We start from the raw sequence: 17,982 nt of genomic DNA on the forward strand, positions 1-17,982 counted from the left end.
CCCCAGTTTCCGGCAAAAGCGCTTACGATGGAAACATGCTAGTGGCGTCCTTCGATGCGGGTCAACTGGTAAAGTGAGTTTCGATGGAAACACTCGAGGGCGTGACGCGGATGCGCCTGGTAGGCGGCAATCTCGCGCTGGACTTCATCAACACCCGTTCCGGTCCGCCCGTCGGATCTCCGGACGACGACGTGCTGACCGGCTACCCCGAGCTCCTTGCCTGGAGCGTGTACGCGGGTGCGCTCAGCGAGCCGGAGGCGGAGGTGTTGCGCCGGCTGTCACACGATGATCCGGCTGGCTCCCGGACCGCCTTCGCCCGATCGCTGCGCATCCGCGACGATCTCGACGATGTGTTCCGGGCGGTCGCCGCTGATCGCAGCCCGGACACGTCCGTGCTGGCCCGTCTGCGAGACGACGAAGCGGACGCGCTCGGTCACGCACGACTCGATCAAGGGCGTACGTTCGGATGGACCTGGCGAGACGACCAGACACTTGCCCGGCCGCTGCGGCCGGTGGTGCACGCGGCGGTCCAACTCCTCACCACAGGCGCACTGGACCGGATCAAGGGATGCGGCGGCTGTCGCTTCCTCTTCCACGACGAGAGCAAGAACCGCAGTCGCCGCTGGTGCAGCATGGACGACTGCGGAACCTCCGAGAAGATGCGCCGCTACGTCGCGGCGCGACGCACTCGCGCGACGAGCTGAGCCCGGCCTGGCGCGATCCGGCGGGTCGCGGCGGGCTGCCGACCTCGACCGGGTGCACGCGCGTGAACCAGTGACACCCGACGGCCTTCGGCAGGGCGTCTACGACCGTGCGGAGAGTCGGAAACGCGTTTCCTCCGGTCGGTGTCCGCTCCGTAGGATCTCCGGCGATCAAGGGGGATGAAACGGTGGGCGATTTCCAGCAGTTCGTGACGGATGTGACTTCGCGTCTGTCCACCATGTCCAGGGGCGAGTTGTACGTCGTCGGCGACGGTCTCGACCGGGACTCACTCTGGCTCACGTTCCTCGATTCCTTCCCCGCCGGCACCAATCTGCGGTTCCGTGAGCGGTCCGAGTACGACTGCTCGACGTGCCGCGGTTTCATCAAGCACTTCGGCACCGTCGTCGAGATCCACGACGGGCTGGTCCGTACCGTCTGGTCCGGGGTGTCGGCATCCGACCCGGTCTTCTCCGTCGTTGCCGCCGCTCTGGACGAGTTCGTTCTGTCGTTGCCGTTGTCCACCGTCTTCCGGTCCACTCAGGCGCAGTACGGGACGAAGACCACCCGGACGCTGCGCGACGGCCAGGTCGAGGCGTGGCACCACCTGCACGGCCGGGTGGAGGAGCGGCATCGCGTCGCGGACGTCGGCGCGGCACAGGGCAACTTCGACGCCGCGGTGCAGGTCTTCCAGCGTGGCCTGGCCGAGCTTGCCCCGCACGCTCTGGACACCGTCGTCGACCTGATCGACGGCAACGCCCTCTACCGCGGCGCGGAGCACCGTCGGGCGGTGACCGAGTTTCGGTCGCTGCAGAGCCGGTGGACGACGGCGACCGACGGACGGGCCTTCGTCTTCGCCAACGCCATGAACCCGGCGGCACGCATCCGCAACACGGTGATCGGCACCCTCGTTCAGGATCTCTCCGCGGGCGTCGACCTGGAGCAGGCCGTCCGGTCGTTCGAGACGAAGGTGGCGCCGCAGAACTACCAGCGCCCCACGGCGTTGATCACCCCGGCCATGGTCAAGGCGGCCATGAAGACCATTGACGAGTTGGGCATCGAGGAGTCGTTGCAGCGGCGGTTCGCCCGGCTGTCCGATGTGTCGGTCACCAACGTGCTGTGGGTCGACAACGACACGCAGCCGCGAATGAAGGACGGCATCGCAGGGCTGCTCATGCAGGCGACCACCGTGAGGTCGACAGGTGCGCGCCTTCGGGACGCGGAGCCGGAGGAGATTCCGGTGGTCTCCTTCATGAAGGACATCCTGCCCGGCGCCACCAGCATCGACCTGTGGGTCGGCAACGCCCACGAGCCGCACTTCGTCAGTCTCACGACCGGCCGGCACCCGGCCGCTCCGCGATTGTTCAAGTGGGACAACGATTTCGCCTGGTCGTACGGCGGCAACGTCACCGACTCGATCCGGGAGAAGGTCAAGCGAGCCGGCGGCAACGTCACCGGCAAACTGCGGGTGAGCCTGTCCTGGTTCAACCACGACGACCTCGACCTGCACGTGTTCGAGCCCAACGGCGACCACATCTGGTACCAGGAGAAGCGCAACAAGCTGGACGTCGACATGAACGCCGGCGGGACGCTCTCCCGTGAGCCGGTGGAGAACGTCACCTGGACCGACCGGGTCCCCGACGGTGAGTACCGGATCGAGGTGAACCAGTACCGCAGGCGGGACAGCGCCCAGGGCGGCTTCGTGATCGAGACCGAGAGCAACGGCAAGATCGAGCACTACCGCCACGAGCGCGCGGTCGGCCACAAGGAGACCGTCGAGGTGGGCCGGATGACGGTCACCGGCGGGGTCATCACCGCTTTCCGGCCGGGCAGAGACGTGCAGTCGGGCAGTGCGAGCAAGGAGGTGTGGGGTATCACCACCGAACAGTTCGTACCGGTGTCCACCATCATGTACTCGCCGAACCACTTCGACGACAACGAGGTCGGCAACCGGCACTACTTCTTCATCCTGAAGGGGTGCGTGAACGACCAGCCGGCGCGCGGGATCTACAACGAGTTCCTCCGCGGCGACCTGCAACCGCACCGCAAGGTGTTCGAGGTTCTCGGCGACCGCACCAAGTGCGAGCCGTCTCCGGATCAGCTGTCCGGTCTCGGCTTCAGCTCCACGGTCCGCAGCTCTGTGGTCGCCAAGGTGACCATGACCGGCGGCCGACGCCGCCTCATCGGCATCCAGTTCTGATTCCCTACCAGATATCGGAGAGAGACCATCGTGACCGTTTTCGAGAAGGCCACGCGGGAGAAGTTCCGCTATCCGTCGGCCAAGGGACAGCTGACTACCGAACAGTTGTGGGAGCTTCCGCTGACCGCCAAGTCCGGCTTCAGCCTCGACGACGTGGCCAAGGCGGTCAACGCCGAGCTCAAGGCCGTCGACACCGAGTCGTTCGTGGCCACCGAGGCCAATCCGGCCAAGGCGATCTGGGAGGCCAAGTTGGAGGTCGTCAAGCACGTCATCGCCGTCCGCCTCGCGGAGGAGCAGGCGGCGAAGGCGGCGGCGGCCAAGAAGCTGGAGAAGGAGAAGCTGCTGGCGGTCCTGGGCCGCAAGCAGGACGCGGTCCTGGAGAACCTGACCGAGGCAGAGCTGCTGGCCCGGATCAACAACCTGTAGCCCGCCGACAACCGGCATCCGCCAGCAGGTCCGTACATCGCGGGGCAGTACGGTCGCCCTCCAAGACCTGCGCGGCCAGGCCGGTACTCGACGGCCATTTGCCGGTGAACTCACTTCAGTGCCACAGCGACCCGACGCCCGCTCATCGACATGAGCGTGCACCGGATTGCGTCGAGCACCGGGCACGTTGCTTGTGATCCCCGTCCCGTTGGGCGGGGATCTCTGCTGTCGTGGCGAGGAAGCTCCCCGCCGGGGTGTGCGGGTCGATCGGTGACGGATTGTCCGGCCCGGCCGCGATGGAGCTCTCTCCGGTCGTGGGCCGGGACGTGGTGGACGCCGCGTGACATCCGGTCCGGGCGGCCCGTTGACGGGGGCTGATGCCCAACTTTAGGGTCGAGGCCAGTATCGGGCCTGACCGTAAATGGCCCGGCCTGCAACTGTCTGCGCTGAAGGGGCACATCATGTCGAAAGTTGTATCGCGGCGAGCGATGCTTGCCGGTCTCGGTGCGGTAACGGCAGGAGCCGTATTTCCACGAGCCGCCCACGCCGCCCCGGGTTCCGGTGCGCCCGAGCCGTCCGACGTGGTGATCACCGACCTCGGACCTGCCTCCCGGGTGCTGAACTTCGGCAACGGTCTCCGCGTCGGCAACGAGATCTGGTTCGCGACCCGGCAGATCATGCCCACCCGGGTCGCCGCGTACGACCTGACCGAACGCCGGATCACCAAGACCGCGCTGATCCCTGGGGTGCCCGGCTTGTGGGGAATCGACGCGGTCGGCACCGACCTGTTCGTCAGCTCGTACACCCCGGGTCTGCTGTTCAAGGTGGACACCGTGACCCTCGCGGTCACGCAGGTGCTCGACCTCGACCAGGAGGTCGGCTGGAGCGTCAAGGCGTCGCCGGACGGCAGGGTCTTCGTCGGCACGTACCCCTCGGCCCGGATCTGGGAGTACGACCCGGCCACCGGGCACGCCACCGACCACGGGCGGATGGATCCCGACGACACCTACGTCCGCGACCTGGTCGCGACGGAGACGACGGTGTACTGCGGCATCGGCTCCCGCGCCGGCCTCGTCGCCTACGACCGGGACACCGGCACGCGCACCGACATCCTTCCGGCCGAGCTGCGGGGGCGGACCTTCGGCGCGGTCTGTCACCTGGTGGGTGACCACCTCGTGGTCGGCATCTCGCCCACCGCCGAGATCCTGGTCGTCGACACCCGCGACCACAGCCGGTACCAGATCCTCGGCACGCCGAACGACTCGTTCGTCGTCGGCATCACCAGCCGGGGCGACGAGGTCTTCTACACCACCCGGCCCAGCGGGTCGCTGTACCGCTTCACGTTGGGCGACACCTCGCCCACGCTGGTCGGTGTGCCGGTGGCCGAGGCGTCCAACGTACGCATCGGCTTCCTGGACGACGGCCGGCTCTGGGCGGTGCAGGGTGCCGGCGGCATCCTCTACGACCTGGACTCCCGCACCACCGAGGCGCTGGACATGAGTTCGCCGAACCTGGCGCCCACGCCGGAGCGCCCGATGTCGCTCTGCCACGCCGGCGACCGGATCGTGGTCGGCGGCACGCTCGGCGTCCAGGTCGTCTCCACCCAGCCCACGCCCGCGTTCGAGACCTACCGGGTGCCCTTCGGTGGCGAGGCCAAGGACATGGACCACTGGCGGGGTGTGACCCACATGGGCGTCTACACGCTGGCCCGCCACCTGACCCTGCGGAATGGTGACCGGGTGGCCACCGAGGTGGCCCGGGTCGACCCCGCCGAGGAGCAGACCCGGCCCACGTCGCTGGTCGTCGACCGGCGCCGCGGCGTGGTGCTGATGTCCACCGAACCGGACTACGGCCGGTGGGAGGGCGCGCTCACCATCTTCGACGGACGGCGGTCGCACACCTGGCGGGGCATCCTGCCGGACCAGACCGTCCAGTCGCTGTGCCCGGATCCGCACGGCGTGTTCCTCGGCGGCAGCGTCATCAACGGCTACGGCACCACCCCGACCACGACACGCGCCAAGCTCGGCTACTTCGACCACCGCGCCCGGAAGCTGGCCTGGCTCGTCGAGCCAACCGACGGCGGGGTAATCGTGGACCTGAAGCTGATCGGGCGGGTGCTGGTCGGGGTGACCCGCGACGGTGAGCTGTTCGCGCTGGACCCACGTACCCGCTCGGTGTTGTGGCGCGTGGACGTCGGCCCGGTCGGAGGCAAGCTGGCGGTCATCGACGAGCGGGTCTTCGGCACCGACGGCGGCCGGTTGTGGTCGGTGCGGGTGGGCCGCCGCGAACCGGCACTGACCGTGCTGGCCGACGGGCTTGCGCAGTCCTGGTTCGGCGCTCCGGAGGTGGTCACCGACGGCGTGCGGACGCTGTTCACCACCCGGGGCACCGACCTGATCCGCGTCGATCTGCGCTGACGGCATTACGGGCAGGTTCGATTTGACTCGCCTGGCTTACCAGCAGTCATGATGTGATCTCGATCCTTCTCGACTCTAGTATCGGCCCGGACCGTAAGTTACTGTACTGCCCACCTGACCTCCCCTGGAAGGATGCGAGATGCGTGTTCGCAAGAGCCTGTCGGCCGTGGCGGTGGCGCTCGTCGCCGCGCTCGCGGCCACGGCTTGTGGTGGTTCCGGCTCCGGTGACTCCGGCAAGAAGACCGTTACGATGTGGATCTACCCGGTGATCTTCGACGAGGCCAAGCACCGCGCCTACTGGGAGGAGACCGCCAAGGCCTTCCAGGCGGAGAACCCGGACATCGAGGTCAAGACCGAAATCTTCCCCTGGGCCAACCGCGACCAGGCGCTGGCCACGGCCATCGCCGGGAACAAGGGGCCGGACGTCGTCTACCTCATCCCGGACCAGCTGCCCAAGTACGTCCGCAACATCGAGCCGGTCGACAAGTACCTCGACGACGCCGCCAGAGCCGACTACCTGCCCAACGTGGTCAACTCCGTCACGATCGACGGCAAGATGATGGGCGCCCCGGTGCTGACCAGCGCCGTCACCCCGCTGTGCAACAAGAAGGTCTTCGCCGCCGTCGGTCAGACCACCTACCCGAAGACCTGGAACGACCTGCTGGCCATGGCGCCGGCGTTCAAGGCCAAGGGCTACGACGTGGCCGCGTACGGCGGCGACGTCAAGCACACGCTCAACCAGACCTTCTACCCGCTGCTGTGGCAGGCCGGCGGCGACGTGTTCAGCCCGGACGGTAAGTCGGTGGCCTTCAACGGCCCCGAGGGCCGCAAGGCGCTGAGCTTCGTCAAGCAGCTCGTCGACGGTGGCTTCGTCGACAAGAACCTCCTCACCTCGTTCCCCCCGATCGAGCAGACCCGCATCGCCCAGAACAAGGTCGGTTGCGTCTGGCACGTGCTGCCGGCCGAGATCGAGAAGTTCTGGGGCAAGGAGAACATGCAGGCGCTGCCGCACTTCACCGAGACCAAGCAGATCGGCTACGGCACCGTCGGCTCGCTGTCGATGCTGAAGAACTCCGACGCCAAGCAGGCCGCCGGCAAGTGGATCGCGTTCGCCTCGAACGCCGAGAACTCCAAGAAGTACGACCTCGCGGCCAGCTTCTTCTCGGCCAAGAAGTCCGTCGGCGCGCTCTACGCCGACGACCCTGTCCTCGGTGAGCAGGAGAAGCAGGTCGCCGTCAGCACCGTCGGCCCGCTGAACGAGAAGGCCCGCGACGTCCAGGGCGTGCTCGCCCCGGAGATCCAGGCCGCGCTGCTCGGCAAGAAGTCGGTCGAGCAGGCCCTCGACGACGCGGCCAAGGCCGCCGACCCGCTGCTCGGCTAGCTCGGACAGGGCTCGCGGTGGACGGCGCACACCGTCCACCGCGGGCCGCCGGAAAGGTTGTCAGATGGTTGCACTACCGACGATCCGCCGTCGGCGCGTCCGCCGCCCGTCCGCCCGGGAGGCCGGGACGGCGTTGCTGTTCGTCCTGCCGTTCCTGGTGCTGTTCGCCCTGTTCCGCTTCGGACCGGCGATCGCCGGGGTGGTCCTGGGTTTCACCGACTACACGATCGGCGGTGACACCTCCTTCGTCGGCGTGGAGAACTTCCGGCGCCTCGCCGACGATCCGACGTTCTGGTCGGCGCTGCGGGTGACGGTCATCTTCACCGCGCTGTCGGTACCGCTGTCGATGCTGGCCTCGCTCGGCATGGCGCTGTTGACCCGGCGGGCCTTCCGCGGCGCGAAGGTCTTCCGGTCGGTGTTCTTCCTGCCGGTGGTGACCAGCCTGGTCCTCGCCGGGGTGGTGTTCAGCTGGGTCTTCGGCGACGGCGGCCCGTGGTCGCGGACGATGGGCGCGCTCGGCCTGCCGGCACAGTCCTGGCTGGCCGACAGCGTGCTGGTGATCCCGGCGCTGGTGCTGGTCGCGGTCTGGTCCCGCTTCGGCTACGGCATGCTCATCCTGCTCGCCCGGCTCCAGGAGATCCCCGCCGAACTCGAGGAGGCGGCGCTGACCGACGGCGCATCGGCCTGGCAGCGCTTCCGCTACGTCACGCTGCCGCAGCTGCGCCCGGCGCTGTTCTTCGTGGCCGTCATCGAGACCACGGTGGCGGTCCAGGTCTTCGACATGATCTACGTGATGACCGGCGGCGGCCCGGTGCGCGCCAGCTACAGCCTCGTCTACCTGCTCTACGACCAGGGCTTCAAGTACTTCGATCTGGGTTACGCCAGCGCCATCGGCGTCGCGCTGTTCGTGATGACGATCGTGGTCGCGCTGGTGCAGCGGCTGACCCTCGGGAGGGAAGAATGACCGACACCCTGGCGGCCACGCCCGCCGTGGCCGAACCGACGCCCGCCCTGGATCGGCCGCGCCGGCCCTACCGGGTCGGCCGGACCAGCCGGCGCTGGCTCGTCGGTCGCAGCCTGCTGCTGCTCGTCGGCGCCGCGATCACGCTGTTCCCCTTCTACGCGATGGTCGTGCTGTCGTTCAAACCGACCGGCCCGGTGACCTTCCCGGACAGCCTGCTGCCGTGGCCGTTCTCCACCGAGGCGTACGACCAGGTGATCGGCGCCAAGAGCGTGCTGCGGTGGATGTGGAACACCATCGTCTACTCGGTCGTGTCGGTGGTCGGGGTGCTGCTGTTCGCCTCGATGGCCGGATACGCCTTCGCCAAGCGCCGCTTCCCCGGCAAGGAGGCGATGTTCTGGTCGTTCCTGGCGATGCTGATGGTGCCGTACCACGTCACGATGATCCCGACCTTCATCATCATCTCCGAGCTGGGCGGCGTGGACACCTACTGGGGCATGATCGTGCCGACGCTGGCCAACGCGCAGGCGGTGTTCCTCATGCGACAGTTCATCGCCTCGCTGCCGGACTCGCTGTTCGAGGCCGCCCGGCTCGACGGCTGCTCCGAGTGGCGGGTCTACGTGTCGATCGTGCTGCCGCTGATCAAGCCGATCCTGGCCACGCTCGGCGTGTTCGTCTTCCTCTGGCACTGGAACGACTTCCTCTGGCCGCTGATCGTCGGGCAGAGCCTGGACATGCGCACCCTCACCACCGGCATCGCCTCCCTCCAGCAGGAGAACGTGGCGTTGAACATGCTGCTCGCCGGTTCGGTGGTGGCGTTCGTGCCGATCTTCATGGCGTACCTGATCGGCCAGCGCTACTTCCAGGAGGGCGTCGCGAGCACGGGCATCAAGGGATGAGTGGGCCGATCGTCGCGGTGGCGGTGACCCCAGGGGTCCGATCCCTCTTCTTCGACGCCGACGCGTGGGCGGCGCTGCGCCGGCTGGGCGAGGTGCGGCTGCCCGCCGGGGACGACGTCGGCGACGAGGACGTCCTGGCCCGGCTGCTCGCCGACGCCGACGTGGTGGTCACCGGCTGGGACACCGCGCCGCTGACCGCCCGGGTGCTGGCCGCCGCGCCCCGGCTGCGGCTGCTCGCACACACCGGGGCCAGCGTGAAGCCGTTCGTCACGCCGGCCAGCTTCGCCGCTGGCGTGCGCGTCACCCAGGCCGGCGACGCCATGGCGTACGCGGTGGGGGAGCAGGCGCTCGCCCTGACCCTGGCGCTGCTGCACCGGCTGCACCGCTTCGACCACGCGATGCGTACCGGGGTCGACTGGGCGACGGCCAAGGCGGCCCCGCCCCGGCGCGAGTTGCGCGGCGCCACGGTCGGGGTGGTCGGCGCGTCCCGTACCGGCCGGGCGTACCTGGCGCTGGTCCGGGCGCTCGGCGCGCGGGTGCTGGTCGCCGACCCGTACCTGGACGTCGGCGAGGCCGCCGCCCTCGGCGTCGAGCGGGTCGACCTGGACGACCTGCTCACCCGGTCACTGGTGGTATCGCTGCACGCCCCGGTGCTGCCGGAGACGACCGGTATGATCTCCGCCCGGGAGCTCGCCCTGATGCCCGACGGCGCCCTCCTGGTCAACACCGCACGGGCGGCGTTGGTGGACGAGACAGCGCTGCTGGCGGCGCTGCGCGGCGGACGGCTGGATGCCGCGCTGGACGTCTTCGACGCCGAGCCGTTGCCCACCGGCCACCCGCTCCGCGCGCTACCGAACGTCCTGCTGACACCGCACGAGTCAGCCGGGACCGTGCAGTCGCGGCGGCGGGCCGCCGCGATCGTGTGCGCCGAGATCGACCGGTTCCTGCGCGGCGAGCCACTGCGCCACGAAGTGACAGTGGAACTGCTCGACACCACCGGCTGACCTGCGTCGCGACGGGCCAGGGGGAGAAGTAGCCTCTGCGGTCATGCGCATCGCCATCGCCGGACTCGCCACCAGTCACCCGTACACCGACGCCCGAACTCTGCGTGCCGGCGCGGCAGCTCCCGAGCTGGTGGTGTGGGAGCCGGATCCGCAGCGGCTGGAGCGGTTCCGGGCCGAACAGCCCGACGCCGTCGTGGTGCCGGACCTGACCGCGCTGCTGGCCACCGCCCCGGACGGGGTGGTGCTCACCGTGCCCACCTCGGGGGTGCCGGAGGCGCTGGCGCGGATCCTCGACCGGAAGCTGCCGTGCTTCGTCAACAAGCCGGCCGCGGCCACCCGCGACCAGTTGGACCGGCTGGAACCGGTGGTCCGCCGGGCACCCGAGCTGGTGCTCACCTCCTCGGTGCTGCGGTTCGCCCCGGCGTTCGCCGCGTTCGACGTGGCGCGCGAGGAGGTGCTCGCGGTACGGGTCACCGTCCGGCACGACGTCGGCCTCTGGGCCACCGGCTACAACCCTTGGCAGGACGATCCCGGCGTGGGCGGCGGCACCCTGGTCATGATGGGCCTGCACGGAGTCGAGCTGCTTGTCGCGCTGCTCGGGCCGGCGGTCCGGCTGGTCGGGGCGGCCGCGACCGTACGCCGGCACCACGGCCTGCGCTCCGAGGACACCGGCCTGCTGACCGTGCAGTGGGACGACGGCGTGCCCGGAACGGTCGAGGTGCTCGGGGTGAGCCAAGGCGAGTCGTACGAGGTGACGGTGTACACCGCCGCCGGGGAACGGCGGGTGGCGCTGCGCGGCGGCGCCGACGAGCTGGGCTACCGGGCCACGGTGGACGCCTTCCTGGACATGGTGGCCGGCGCGCCGGCCCCGGTGCCGTGGGAGCAGACCCGGGCGGTGCTGGAGATCCTCGCCGCGGCCCGCGACCTGACCTGACCGCCGCGGCCGATCCGGTCGCCGCGACACCTTGACGCCCTCTGGGACGGAAGTTACGGTCATGACCGTTAATCCGGAAGGGTGTGGTGGTATGCGTACCGTGGCGGACCTGGAGGAGCGCCTGGCCCGGCCGCGCGGCGTCCTGGTGGACGACCTGCGCAAGATCGACGGTGACCTGCTGATCCTCGGTGCGGGCGGCAAGTTGGGGCCGAGCCTGGTCCGGCTGGCGCTGCGCGGCGTCGCCGAGGCGGGCACCGGCGCCCGGGTGATCGCGGTGTCCCGCTTCTCCGAGGCCGGCCTCGCCGACGCGCTGCGGGACGAGGGCGCGGTGGTGGTCGAGGCCGACATCACCGACGACGCCGCCCTGGCCGCCCTGCCCGACGCGCCGAACGTGGTCTTCCTGGTCGGTGCCAAGTTCGGCACCAGCGGCCGGGAACACGCCACCTGGGCGACGAACGCCTACCTTCCCGGCCGGGTGGGGCAGCGCTTCGCCGGCTCGCGGATCGTCGCGCTGAGCACCGGCAACGTCTACCCGCTGGTGCCGGTCACCTCCGGCGGCTGCGTCGAGGCGACCCCGGTGCAGCCGGTCGGCGAGTACGCGATGTCCTGCCTGGGCCGGGAACGCGTGCTCACCCACTTCTCCGAGCGCCACGACACTCCGCTGGCGCTGATCCGGCTCAACTACGCCGTCGAGATGCGCTACGGCGTCCTCGTCGACATCGCCTCCTCAGTGCTGGCCGACAAGCCCGTCGACCTGACGATGGGGCACGCCAACATCGTCTGGCAGGGCTACGCCAACGAGGTGACACTGCGTGCCCTGCACCACGCACGGACACCGCCGCTCGTGTTGAACCTGACGGGCCCGGAGCTGGTCTCGGTCCGTCAGGTCGCCACCGCGCTCGCCGACCGGCTGGGGCGGGAGGCGCGCTTCACCGGCACCGAGGCGCCGACTGCGCTGCTGTCCAACGCGCAGCTCTGCCACCGGCTGTTCGGCTACCCGGACGTGCCGGTCGCCGAGCTGATCGAGCTGACGGCGGACTGGGTCGGCGACGGGCTTCCCCTGCTCGGCAAGCCGACCGGATTCCAGCGCCGCGACGGCAACTTCTAGGAGAGACCGTGTTGACCGCACCGGACACCCGACAGACCACGGCCCTGGCCCGATTCAAGCAGGGCTGCGTCATCCCCGCACACCCGCTCGCCCTCGACGCCGGCCGGCGGCTCGACGAGCGCCGGCAGCGGGCCCTGACCCGCTACTACCTCGCCTCCGGTGCCGGTGGCATCGCCGTCGGCGTGCACACCACCCAGTTCGCCATCCACGACCCGGCGGTCGGGCTGCTCGCCCCGGTGCTCGAGCTGGCCGCCGAGACCGCCGCCGGCTCGGGGGCCATCCTGGTCGCCGGCGTCTGCGGAGACACCGCGCAGGCGGTGCGTGAGGCGGAACTCGCCGCGTCGCTCGGCTACGACCTGGTGCTGCTGTCGCCGTACGCGCCGCTGGACGAGGACGCCTTGATCGAGCGGGCCCGGGCGGTCGGCGAGGTGCTGCCGGTGATCGGCTTCTACCTCCAGCCCGCCGTCGGTGGCCGGCACCTGTCCCGTGAGTTCTGGGCCCGGCTGGCCGCGTTGGAGTCGGTGGTCGGGATAAAGGTCGCGCCCTTCGACCGCTACCGCACCCTCGACGTGCTGCACGGCGTCTGCGCTGCCGGGCGCACCGGCGACCTGGCGCTCTACACGGGCAACGACGACCACATCCTGGCCGACCTGGTGGCCCCGCACCGGATCACTGTCGACGGGCGGCCGGTCGAGGTCGAGTTCGTCGGCGGACTGCTCGGCCAGTGGGCGGTGTGGGCGCGTACCGCCGTGGGCCTGCTGGAGGACGCCCGTGGCGCGCGCGGCGGTGACGACATCGCGCTGCGCCGGCTGCTCACCCTCGACGGTCACCTGACCGACGCCAACGCCGCCATCTTCGACGCCGCGAACGGCTACCACGGCTGCATCCCCGGGATCCACGAGGTGCTGCGCCGCCAGGGCCTGCTGGCCGGCCGCTGGTGCCTGGACCCGGCCGAGGAGCTGTCGCCCGGGCAGCTCGCCGAGCTGGACCGCGTCCACGCCGCCTACCCGCACCTGCGCGACGACGCGTTCGTCGCCGAGCATCTCGACACCTGGCTGGCCTGATCCCCGCTCACCCCGGTCCGTGCCACGGGGCACGGACCGGGTCGGGGTCACACCGTCAGCCGGTAGAGCGTCAGCGGACGGCCGCTGCTGCCGGAGGCGAGGTTGCCCAGGCGCTCGGCCAGGCCGGCCAGTTCCAGGCGGTGCAGCATGCGGCGGGCGGTGCGCTGCTGGATGTGGAGCTGCGCGGCGACCTCGCGGCTGGTCAGCGGCTCGTCGCCGGCCGCGGCGCGGACCTCGCGCAGGCGCAGCAGGGTGGGTACCGACAGGCCGACCCGCTGGGCGATGACGGCCAGGTTCGCCTCCGCCGGTGGCGGGGTCGGGCTGGTCGACTCCAGCACGATGTCGGTCTCGCCGCGCAGCGACAGCACCGCGGTCGTCGACCCGACCCGACGGGCCCGGCTCAACGCCCGGCGCGCCAGGTTCTCCGCCTCCGCGGCGCTGCGCCCCAGCCCGAAGCCGATCTGGACGGTGCCGTGCCGCTCGGCCAGGCGACGCAGCATCGGCAGCGCGGTGAAGCCGCCGGTCGCGTCGTGCAGCGGACCGCGGGTGGTGACGATCAGGTACGTGTCGGGAGCGAACCGGGCAAGCGTCCCGCCGAGCGTGGCGACCTCCTTGAGCAGGCCGTCGTCACCGTCCGGGAGCCTGGCCAGGCCGAGGGCGATCTGTGCGTCCTCCTGGGCCTGGCTGTTGACCGACAGCAGCACCTGGCGCAGCGCGGTGCGCACCGAGTGGATCGACGGGGCGAGCCGGAACGTCGGCATCTCGTGCCGCAGTGCCTCGTAGACCGACCTGATGCAGGTGACCGCCACCTGGGCGCCGGAGCTGTGCTGCCGCCGGTGGAAGGCCACCACGTCGTCGGAGCTGAGGCTGCCCCGGTACGGCAGGGTGCGGACCCGGTCGACCGGCAGTCCGGCCTCGGTGAACGTCGTCGCGATGTCCGCGCCGGTGATCGTGTCGATGGAGATCCGGGTGACGTCGTGCCCGTCGCGCAGCAGTCGCACGGTGGCCTGGAGCAGTGTCGCTCCGGTGTAGTCGACGAAACCCGCCGGCCGGGTCAGCGCGTTGGCGTCCCGGGCCAGGGTGTACGGCACCACACCGGTGAACAGCCACGCGTCGACCTGTGTCGCGTGCGCGTCGACGAGTGCCGGGGTCTGCGACTCGTGGTCGTAGTGCAGCCGCCGCGCGGTGACGCCGGGCTGCTCTTCGCAGACGGCCGCCACGTCGTCGACAAGGTCGTGCGGCCCGACGACCCCTATCTCGATGGTCACGGCTGCCTCCGGTCGAAGGGTTGCATGTTCCGTAGCTCAAGATTACGGTCAGGCCCGGTATTTCCGGAAGTCGGGAGGGTACGTGTCGTTTCCCAGCATGGCGGATGCCGGTGGCCGGACCCTCGGCGCCGAGGAACTGGACGCCGTCGCCCGGGTGCTCCACTCGGGGATGCTGAGCTCCGTGTGGGGCACCGAGGTCCGGGCCCTGGAACGCGAGATGGCCGACCGGCATGGAGTCTCCCACGCCGTGGCCACCAGTTCGGGGACGGCGGCCCTGCACTGTGCGGTCGCCGCCGTCGCGCCCGACCCGGGCGACGAGATCATCACGTCTCCGATCAGCGACTTCGGCACCGTCGCACCGATCCTGGCGCAGAACGCCGTGCCGGTCTTCGCCGACGTCGACCCGTACACCGGGAACCTGGATCCGGACGCTGTCGCCGCCGCGATCGGACCCCGTACCCGGGCGATCCTCGCGGTGCACCTGTTCGGCGCGGCGGTCGACCTGCGGGCGGTGGCCGACGCCGCCGGCGTCGCACTGATCGAGGACTGCGCCCAGGCCTGGCTCGCGGCCTATCCGGACGGCTCCCTGGTCGGCACCGCCGGCGCGGTCGGCTGCTTCAGCCTCCAGCAGTGGAAGCACATCACCTGCGGCGACGGCGGCCTGGCGGTCACCGACGACCCGGCGCTGGCCCGGCGGATGCGGCTCTTCGCCGACAAGGGCTGGCCGCGCGACGAGGCCCGCCGGCACGTCGGCCTCGGTCTGAACTACCGGATGACCGAACTGGCCGGCGCGGTCGCCCGCGCCCAGCTCACCAAGCTGCCCGGCGTGCTCGCCGACCGCCGCCGCACCGCCGCCCGGCTGCACGCCGCCCTGGCCGACCTGCCCGGCGTACGCCTGCCCGCCGACGTCGACGCGCACGCCTGGTGGCTCTTCCCGGTGGTGCTGGACCCACCCCTGACCAACCGTCAGGTCGCCGCGACGCTCGCCGCGGCCGGGATCCCGGCCCGCGCCGGCTACCTCGACCAGCCGCTGCACCACGCGCCCGCGCTCACCGACGCCCCGGTCTACGGCACCTCCCGCTTCCCGCTCACCGTCCCGCCCGCCGATCGGAAACCCACCTACGGGCCGGGCACCTGCCCGGTGGCCGAGCGGCTCATCGACGAGACCCTGCTGGTGATCGACTGGAACGAGCGCTACACCGACGACCACGTCGACGAGATCGCCCGCGCCGTCCGGGCCGCGGTGACGGCGTGATCGCCCCGGCCGCCGCCGCGCTGCGGGACCGGCTGCGGTGGACCCTCATCGCGGCCACCGCCACCCCGGTCGACGGCGGCGGCGCGACGGACGGGGCGATCCTCGACCGCTACCTGCGGGGCCTGGTCGCCGACGGCGCCGACGCCCTGGCGGTGCTCGCCCACACCGGTCGCGGCCCGTTCCTCGACGACGCCACCCGGGACCGGGTGGTCCGGCGGGCCGTCGCGACCGGCGTACCGGTGATCGTCGGGGTGGGCGGCCGGCCAGGGGAACGGACCGGCGATGTCGCCGACCAGGCGACGGCCGCCGCCGCCCTCGGCGCCGCCGGGGTGCTCGTCTTCCCGGTCGACGGTGACGCGCCGGCCCACCACGACGCCATCTGGCGGGCCGCCGGCCTGCCGATGCTCGCCTTCGACCTCTACGTCCGGCCCTATCCACCGGAGCGGCTCGTGGACCTGCTGGACCACCCCGGCGTGGCCGGCGTCAAGGTGGCGCGGTTGCACGACGCGATGGCCTGCCAGGCCGCGCTCGCCGCCGCCCACGCCGCCGACCGGCTCGCCGTCACCGGCGAGGACCGGATGTTCGGGCCGTCGCTGATGTGGGGTGCGCAGGCCGCGCTCGTCGGCCTCGCCGCCGCCGCGGTGCCGGTAACCGCCGCCGTGCTCCGGGCCTTCGCCGAGCGGCGGTACGCCGACTTCGTCACCGCCTCGGCGCGCCTGGACCGGCTCGCCGAGGTGACCTTCACCGAACCGATCGAGGGGTACGTCCGCCGGATGCTCTGGATCGCCGCCGCCGAGGGACGCATCCCGCAGTCGTACGCCGACGACAGGTACGGGCCGGCCCTGTCCGCGGACGACCGGGCGCGGGTGCTCGCGGTGGCGGGGTCACGGTGACCTCTCCGTTCACCGCCGGCGACCTGCCGCCCGTCACACTCGACGTCGACGTGCTCGTCGGCCGGTACGCCGACCGCCCGGGGCCGGTCGGTGACCCGCGCCAGGTGGTTGACGCGCTCACCACGAACGGGATCGGCCGGGCGGCGGTGGCCAACCTGCGGGCGGCCCTGTTCGACGTGCCCACCGGCAACGACGAGTGCGCCGCACTCGCCGGCCCGCGCGTGCTTCCAGTCGGCGGGGTCGACCTGCGTGACCCGCTCGGGGCCGAGCGGGAGGTGGACCGGCTGGCTGAGCGGGGCGTCCACGCGATCCGGCTCTTCCCCGACGAACAGCGGGTGGAGGCGGACTTCCCGGCCGTCCGGCACGTGGCCCGCCGAGCCGCCGCGGCCGGCCTGGTCGTCCTCACCGGCGGCGACGTCCGCCGGTTCTGGCGTCCACTTCGCGGGGCGACCGTGGTCTTTCTCGACACGCACTTCTACCACCTGGGCGACTTCGTCGTCGCCGCCCGCGACGAACCGGGCTTCCACACCTCCACCCGGCTGCTCAACTCGCCGGACGCGATAGAGACCGTCGCGGAGCACGTGGGTATCGGCCGGCTGCTCTACGGCTCCCGTACGCCGTTCTACGAGGCCGTCGTACCCCGGCTCCGGCTGGCCCGGGGTGGCCTCACGCCGGCCGAGGTGGCCGCCGTGGCCGGCGGCAACGCCCGCCGCATCCTGGAGCCGACCGAATGATCATCGACGTGCACGCCCACTGGGGCCCGTGGTTCTTCAGCATGGAGGTCGGCGCGCTGGCCACCAACCTCGCCGTGATGGACCGGTACGGCATCGACCTCGCGATCGCCTCGGCCACCGAGGCGGTGATCTACGACGTGACCGCCGGAAACCGGGCCATGGCGCGGACGCTTGAGCACAGCGACCGGCTGCGGGGCTACCTGACGGTCAACCCGCGCCGGCTCGACGACGCCGAACGCGACCTGCGGGAGCTGCTGCCCACCGGCCGGTTCGTCGGGGTGAAGATCCACACCGACTACACCGGCTCACCGGTGCGCTCTCCGCAGACCCGGGCGGCGCTGGAGCTGGTTGCCGCCCACGACCTGCCCGCCCTGGTGCACACCTGGGACGCCACGCCGCTGGAGCTCGCCCAGGCCTGTGTGGACATCCCCGGCCTACGGGCCATCGCCGGGCACATGGGCGCCAACGGCTGGCGGCACGCGGTCGAGGCGGCGAACGCGGTGGACCGGCTCTGGCTCGAACCGTGCTTCTCGCACACGGAGGCGGGCCGCTTCGCCGCCGTCGCGGCTGCGGTCGACCCCGGACGGCTGCTGTTCGGCACCGACGCCACCCTGATCGACCCGGCCGCCGCGTACGGCGCGGTGCTCGCCGCCGACCTGCCGCCGGCGCTGGCCGAGCGGGTCGCCTGGCGCAACGCCGCCGAACTGTTCCGCCTCGACGTCACCGGCTGACCGCGGAC

The 17,982-nt window shown here is 71.1% G+C and carries 16 protein-coding genes; 15 read left to right on the forward strand and 1 reads right to left on the reverse strand.

All coding sequences use genetic code 11. The annotated features are described in order from the left end of the window. Nucleotides 1-83: 83 nt before the first annotated feature. The 11 genes from CO540_RS00260 (at nt 84) to CO540_RS00310 (ending at nt 13,093) form a co-directional block, all read left to right on the forward strand. Entirely contained in the window at nt 84-704 is a 621-nt protein-coding gene (locus CO540_RS00260; RefSeq protein WP_099160277.1) for an ABATE domain-containing protein, read from the forward strand. A 185-nt stretch (nt 705-889) separates the two neighbouring features. Beyond that, the gene (locus tag CO540_RS00265) at nt 890-2,899 is read left to right on the forward strand and encodes a hypothetical protein (protein ID WP_099160279.1); all 2,010 of its coding nucleotides are present in this window, start codon (nt 890-892) and stop codon (nt 2,897-2,899) included. 30 nt (nt 2,900-2,929) lie between these two features. Further along, complete coding sequence (locus CO540_RS00270) at nt 2,930-3,325, forward strand: hypothetical protein (protein WP_098746605.1); 396 nt, start codon at nt 2,930-2,932, stop codon at nt 3,323-3,325. A gap of 581 nt (nt 3,326-3,906) precedes the next feature. Beyond that, the gene (locus tag CO540_RS00275) at nt 3,907-5,742 is read left to right on the forward strand and encodes a hypothetical protein (protein WP_099160281.1); all 1,836 of its coding nucleotides are present in this window, start codon (nt 3,907-3,909) and stop codon (nt 5,740-5,742) included. Between the two features lie 139 nt (nt 5,743-5,881). After that, on the forward strand, nt 5,882-7,123 hold the full coding sequence (locus tag CO540_RS00280; protein ID WP_099160283.1) for a sugar ABC transporter substrate-binding protein: 1,242 nt from the start codon (nt 5,882-5,884) through the stop codon (nt 7,121-7,123). A gap of 64 nt (nt 7,124-7,187) precedes the next feature. Beyond that, a complete protein-coding gene (locus CO540_RS00285; RefSeq protein ID WP_099160285.1) occupies nt 7,188-8,087 on the forward strand; it encodes a carbohydrate ABC transporter permease in 900 nt (299 codons plus the stop codon). After that, on the forward strand, nt 8,084-8,983 hold the full coding sequence (locus CO540_RS00290) for a carbohydrate ABC transporter permease (RefSeq protein WP_099160286.1): 900 nt from the start codon (nt 8,084-8,086) through the stop codon (nt 8,981-8,983). The genes CO540_RS00285 and CO540_RS00290 overlap by 4 nt, the downstream gene beginning before the upstream one ends. After that, nucleotides 8,980-9,987 (forward strand): hydroxyacid dehydrogenase, encoded by a 1,008-nt coding sequence (locus CO540_RS00295; RefSeq protein WP_099160288.1) that lies wholly within the window; start codon nt 8,980-8,982, stop codon nt 9,985-9,987. The genes CO540_RS00290 and CO540_RS00295 overlap by 4 nt, the downstream gene beginning before the upstream one ends. Nucleotides 9,988-10,030: 43 nt before the next feature. Next, nucleotides 10,031-10,921, forward strand: coding sequence for a Gfo/Idh/MocA family protein (locus tag CO540_RS00300; protein WP_098746595.1), 891 nt, complete (start codon nt 10,031-10,033; stop codon nt 10,919-10,921). A 91-nt stretch (nt 10,922-11,012) separates the two neighbouring features. Continuing rightward, the gene (locus CO540_RS00305; RefSeq protein WP_099160290.1) at nt 11,013-12,029 is read left to right on the forward strand and encodes an NAD(P)-dependent oxidoreductase; all 1,017 of its coding nucleotides are present in this window, start codon (nt 11,013-11,015) and stop codon (nt 12,027-12,029) included. An 8-nt stretch (nt 12,030-12,037) separates the two neighbouring features. After that, the gene (locus CO540_RS00310; protein ID WP_216642315.1) at nt 12,038-13,093 is read left to right on the forward strand and encodes a dihydrodipicolinate synthase family protein; all 1,056 of its coding nucleotides are present in this window, start codon (nt 12,038-12,040) and stop codon (nt 13,091-13,093) included. 47 nt (nt 13,094-13,140) lie between these two features. Here CO540_RS00310 and CO540_RS00315 read toward each other — a convergent pair whose 3' ends face one another. After that, entirely contained in the window at nt 13,141-14,361 is a 1,221-nt protein-coding gene (locus CO540_RS00315; protein ID WP_098746590.1) for a hypothetical protein, read from the reverse strand. Between the two features lie 82 nt (nt 14,362-14,443). Between CO540_RS00315 and CO540_RS00320 the strand changes: the two genes are divergently transcribed. From CO540_RS00320 to CO540_RS00335, 4 genes are read left to right on the forward strand one after another with little or no spacing between them, the layout of a single operon-like run. Then, the gene (locus CO540_RS00320) at nt 14,444-15,616 is read left to right on the forward strand and encodes a DegT/DnrJ/EryC1/StrS aminotransferase family protein (RefSeq protein ID WP_099160292.1); all 1,173 of its coding nucleotides are present in this window, start codon (nt 14,444-14,446) and stop codon (nt 15,614-15,616) included. Further along, complete coding sequence (locus CO540_RS00325) at nt 15,613-16,509, forward strand: dihydrodipicolinate synthase family protein (RefSeq protein WP_157779029.1); 897 nt, start codon at nt 15,613-15,615, stop codon at nt 16,507-16,509. The genes CO540_RS00320 and CO540_RS00325 overlap by 4 nt, the downstream gene beginning before the upstream one ends. Beyond that, nucleotides 16,506-17,243 (forward strand): amidohydrolase, encoded by a 738-nt coding sequence (locus tag CO540_RS00330; protein ID WP_216642316.1) that lies wholly within the window; start codon nt 16,506-16,508, stop codon nt 17,241-17,243. Before CO540_RS00325 ends, CO540_RS00330 begins: the two co-directional genes overlap by 4 nt. Further along, a complete protein-coding gene (locus CO540_RS00335) occupies nt 17,240-17,974 on the forward strand; it encodes an amidohydrolase family protein (protein WP_099160295.1) in 735 nt (244 codons plus the stop codon). The genes CO540_RS00330 and CO540_RS00335 overlap by 4 nt, the downstream gene beginning before the upstream one ends. The last annotated feature ends 8 nt before the right edge of the window (nt 17,975-17,982 follow it).

This window comes from Micromonospora sp. WMMA2032, from assembly GCF_002688545.1.
Lineage (GTDB): Bacteria > Actinomycetota > Actinomycetes > Mycobacteriales > Micromonosporaceae > Micromonospora > Micromonospora sediminicola.